Origin of the sequence: Paenibacillus macquariensis (assembly GCF_900156375.1) — a bacterium.
Taxonomy (GTDB): Bacteria; Bacillota; Bacilli; order Paenibacillales; family Paenibacillaceae; genus Paenibacillus_AQ; species Paenibacillus_AQ macquariensis.
Genome location: NZ_FTNK01000058.1, coordinates 1 through 4,411, shown reverse-complemented (window position 1 = coordinate 4,411; position 4,411 = coordinate 1). Strand labels below are relative to the sequence as shown.

General features: G+C 36.5%; 4 protein-coding genes. 1 reads left to right on the top strand and 3 read right to left on the bottom strand.

The genetic code is table 11. The features are described 5' to 3' along the window. A partial coding sequence (locus BW961_RS30855) for a hypothetical protein (protein ID WP_170878628.1) occupies positions 1-536 on the top strand: 536 nt, incomplete at its 5' end. Between the two features lie 303 nt (positions 537-839). Here BW961_RS30855 and BW961_RS29190 read toward each other — a convergent pair. The 3 genes from BW961_RS29190 to BW961_RS29180 form a co-directional block, all read right to left on the bottom strand. After that, the gene (locus BW961_RS29190) at positions 840-1,367 is read right to left on the bottom strand and encodes an AAA family ATPase (protein ID WP_068592687.1); all 528 of its coding nucleotides are present in this window, start codon (positions 1,365-1,367) and stop codon (positions 840-842) included. A gap of 239 nt (positions 1,368-1,606) precedes the next feature. After that, a complete protein-coding gene (locus BW961_RS29185; RefSeq protein WP_068592685.1) occupies positions 1,607-2,953 on the bottom strand; it encodes an NAD(P)/FAD-dependent oxidoreductase in 1,347 nt (448 codons plus the stop codon). 589 nt (positions 2,954-3,542) lie between these two features. Next, a partial coding sequence (locus BW961_RS29180) for an LCP family protein (RefSeq protein ID WP_076577131.1) occupies positions 3,543-4,411 on the bottom strand: 869 nt, incomplete at its 5' end.

Below are 4,411 nucleotides of genomic sequence, written 5' to 3'. Positions count from 1 at the left end.
TAATTCCATTTTCAACGGGTATCATCATCAGCGGTGCTACAGTAGTATCAGCTGCTCCAATTTTAATGGGTTTTGGTAATCACACGGTTGAAGTTATTGACGGTTCTGGAGAATCAACTATGCCACCCGAAGCAGGTGGTTTTGCTTTCCCAATTCCCTTCGCAGGTACTGTTCAAAATTTGCAAATAAGTGTAGATTTATTGGTTGCTTCTGTCGTTTCTATAAATACTCTCGGTCTTCAATATGATTTTACAGTATTCCTCGCACCATCAGTTCCTAATAATGGGATTGATCATAGTTCTTCCCCTTACGTTACAACTCCACTGACTAGTTCGGTTAGATTTGGTTTTCCGAATAATATCATTACAGCTGGTACTTTCCGTACCGCAACGAATATAAATGTTGGGGGATCATTAATAGTTGCTGCGGGTGATCGTATTGGTATTCGCGTAAGGACGCTTATATCGACGGATCCCTCAGCAGCCGATATCACCCAACTATCATTTAGCGCCAGTCTATTTTATACTCCTTCTTAATAAGCCCCAAGTATTGTAATTATAAATTTGTTTCATAGTTTAGGTTACCAGAAAACATTTCTCGTCTATTAAGCATACATTACTGCCCTTAATAAAGAAGAGGAGCAGTTGCTACAGCAACTGCTCCTCTTTCTGTTGAACCTATGGGTAGAACTACTTGCATTTCCCTACCCAGTGCTATTCCATGATTACTTCCGATTAGGTATCAATTGAACAAATCTGCCCGTTAGCTTAATAAAAAGAGCAAGATACCGAAGCACCTGCTCATCAATGTGTGTCATTCAACTATCGTGTCCCGTTGGCTTAATCCTCTAACCTGTATTGTTTATTGTTTACAATCTCTTCGATGACCAGATGGATAGCATCAGCATTTGTCTGACTCGTATCGAGCAAATGTATATCTTTAAATCCTGATTCTTTGAATTCTTCGATTAAAATAAGACACCGCTCCCCCATCTGGTGTTCGGGCAACCTCAATTGGTCTCTTTTTAACAGAGTCTCATGGTCAGTCCATAAAACCACATAGACGATATTTTCGGTTAACCCCTTCAACTTATCTTTAAGCCAATATGCCTCATCTGGGAAAGTAACATAATCAATTACAACATCAATTCCATTGAGAATGAAATTTTGAGTAAGACTCAAGATATTATTCCAAATAAGGGATAGCTCCAGTTTGCTCTCCCAAGGCTTCTGACGACCATTAATGTGCATACGGCTTACATCATCACCTGAAATATATGCACTGTTTTTTAAGACACTCACTAATCTACTTGAAGTCGTTGACTTCCCGACTCCTGCTGGTCCTGACACTATATAAACTGTTTGCATCAACAATCCCCATCCCTTTATGGGGTATTGTACCATATTTCTAAAGAAGAGGATTATTACGCTATCCTGCCCGTTAGCTTAATAAAAAGAGCAGGATACAGAAGCACCTGCTCATCAATGTGTATTATTCAACTATCGTTCCCCGTTAGCGTAATGATTTATTTGTTTTTAAGCTTTTCTTCTTGGTACCGTTCTAAGGCTTCTTTTGCCAAATCACGCCTGGGCAGTATGGAGTTACTTTAAAACTGAAAATTACTAGCTAAATATTTACCTACAAAAATACCACTAGCTGCTGCTTGTGATAATGAATGTGTAACTCCTGAACAATCTCCAATTACATATAATCCATGAATATTTGTTTGGAAATTTTCGTCAGTTTCTATTATTGGCGAATAAAACTTTCCGTCCATTCCATAAAGCAATGTATCCTCATCAATTGCTTCACCAATAAATTTTTCCAAATAGTTTATAAATCCCTGCAGGATTTGAATATATAGTAAAGGAATTTCTTTAGTTAAGTCCCCAAATTCAGCGTTTAACGTAGGCTGTATTCGATTATTATACATATTTTCTTTTGTTGTAGACTGTCCCTCCCTTAAATCTCCAAAACGTTGTACTACAATACGGTCGGTACCTTTATTTATTTCACCGATAACCTTATGTGCATACATATTTGCTTCTTTAAGAGTAGAAAAATACGTTGGAGTGAACAAAGTAAAGTTCAAGTTAGAAGTTCCAATCTCTTGCTCTCGAAAATTTTGACCATCAGGCATGACTAAACCTTCTTGATATTTACGAATGATTCTTCCTTTAGGATTCATGCAATAAGTACTTGAAATGATATCTTCATGTGCATAAGCAAGTTTTGTTTCAAAGGTATCTTCCAAAATTAAACGTAGCTGTTGTTCTGCCATTTCAACTCTAATACCTAAATCTAAACGAGTTTTTCCTTGCTTAACTCCAAGACTGGAACATTGTTTTTTTAACCAATCTGTCCCAGATCGTCCTGTTGCAAACACTACATGCTGAGATTGGATATTCCCTTGATTTGTAATTAAAGTAAAAGAATTATTATCTTTTTTTATATCTTGCACATCCACCTCAAATTGAATATCTATCTTGCTTGATAAAACTTTATAAATTTGTTGGAAAATTTTTGTTGAAAGTGAAGTGCCAAGGTGCCTCACCTCAGTAGTTAACATCTGTAAGTTGCATAATTGGGCTCTTTTTGATAGTTCTGTATTAGCTGTAGAATATTTTATAACCGAGTCTCCACCAAAACGGCATAAAATTTCGTCAACTTCATCCATTAATTGTAGAAGATTCTCTCTACCTACTTTTTGCTCTAATTCGCCGCCAAAATCACTTGTATAATTAAACTTTCCTTCTGATTTACCCAAACCAGCAAAACCAAAATATTTCTCGCATACATTACAATTGCATATTCCGCCTCGATCTAAAGGACAATTTCTCTCCTCTAAAGATTTTCCTTTTTCAAGAATTAATATCTTTTGATTACTTTGAGATAAGGTATATGCTAAAAAAAAACTACTTACACCTGAACCGATAACTGTAATATCATACATCTATTTACACCTTCTTTAATTAATAAGTAATAATTTCTATATGAGCATTTTACAATAAGTTTATAAAGTTAACAAAAAGGCAACTCACTTTTCTTATTAGGCTATCCTGCCCGTTAGCTTAACCATCATCGGTTAGCGGTACACAATCTTGTCATCCGACAAATGCCATGTTGTCGGGTACAATTGATTCGAACCTACTTGGTCCCATAAAAAACAAAAAAAGCTGCTAATAAGCGGTATTTAATGAAATATTATTGTTGTCACCTGAAATTTGTAAACGTCCCGAGCTTGACTCCGTGGCTAACGGTACATGTTCTTGTCCTCTTATGTCGGAGGACGGAATTTTGCCTGTTCATCTATTAAGGTCTTCTATATTCGGATGTCAAGAATCTATTTCTGTTACCGTTAAGTATCTTCACTCTTTTAATCAGAGTAAAAGAAAAAGCTGATCTTTAACAAATAAAAGATCAGCCCTTTTTCTAATTATCATTTTGAATTTTTCTTGCATATATCATAGACATTTCAGAAGTGACATATGCTTGTCTCCTTAAAATTTCATTTTCTCGGCTGGGCTACTATTTAAAGTAAATTACTCCGCTTTATCCTGATCTTCTGGCATGAGTAACTGATCTGTTGGTATGGTGTCGTCCATCCAATTATCAATTGAATCTTGAGCAAATTTGAGATCTTCTTTATCCACACGGTCATAGGAAATGCCGTTCAATCGTATGCTCTCACCCATAACCGTATAACTTGTAATTTGAACTTCGCTTCCGGTTAGTAGTTGTTTGCTCAGATCAATAATGAATTTAGGTTTCATGTCCGTCTGGAGGTTAGAACCCATAATATCTAGTAATTGTGGAATCTTAATGATTTGATTTAGGTTCATCAACTTATTTGCTACCTGATTTAAAAAGACCTGTTGTCTCTTCGTACGATTGAAATCAGTATCCTCACGATAACGCACATAATTTAAAGCATCCGTACCATTATAAATAGACTGATTTGCTTTAATCGTGAATTTCTCATGGTCTACGCCTTTATTTACGATATCCTTCTCAATTGGAAGTTCCACACCGCCTAGCTCATCCACCGCATCCCTTAATCCAACAAAATTAATCGTAGCATAGTAGTCTAACTTATGGTCGAGTAAAGCCTCCATGGTATTTTTCGCCATCAGTTGTCCGCCAAAAGCGAAGGAATGATTGATCTTATCCTTCTTTCCTCTTCCTATAATTTCCGTATAGGTATCTCGCGGAATTGAAACCAATAATACCTTTGATTCTTTAGGTCTTATCACCGCATAAATCATCGTATCTGAACGCGCCGTTTCATGTCCACGCTGGTCTGTACCTAATAGTAAAACAGAAAAAGGTTTCACCGTTTCTACTATAGGAGTAGTTACATCCCCGTTCCCGTCTAGCGGTTTATATGACTTCTCCTCTAACGTGCTCACTA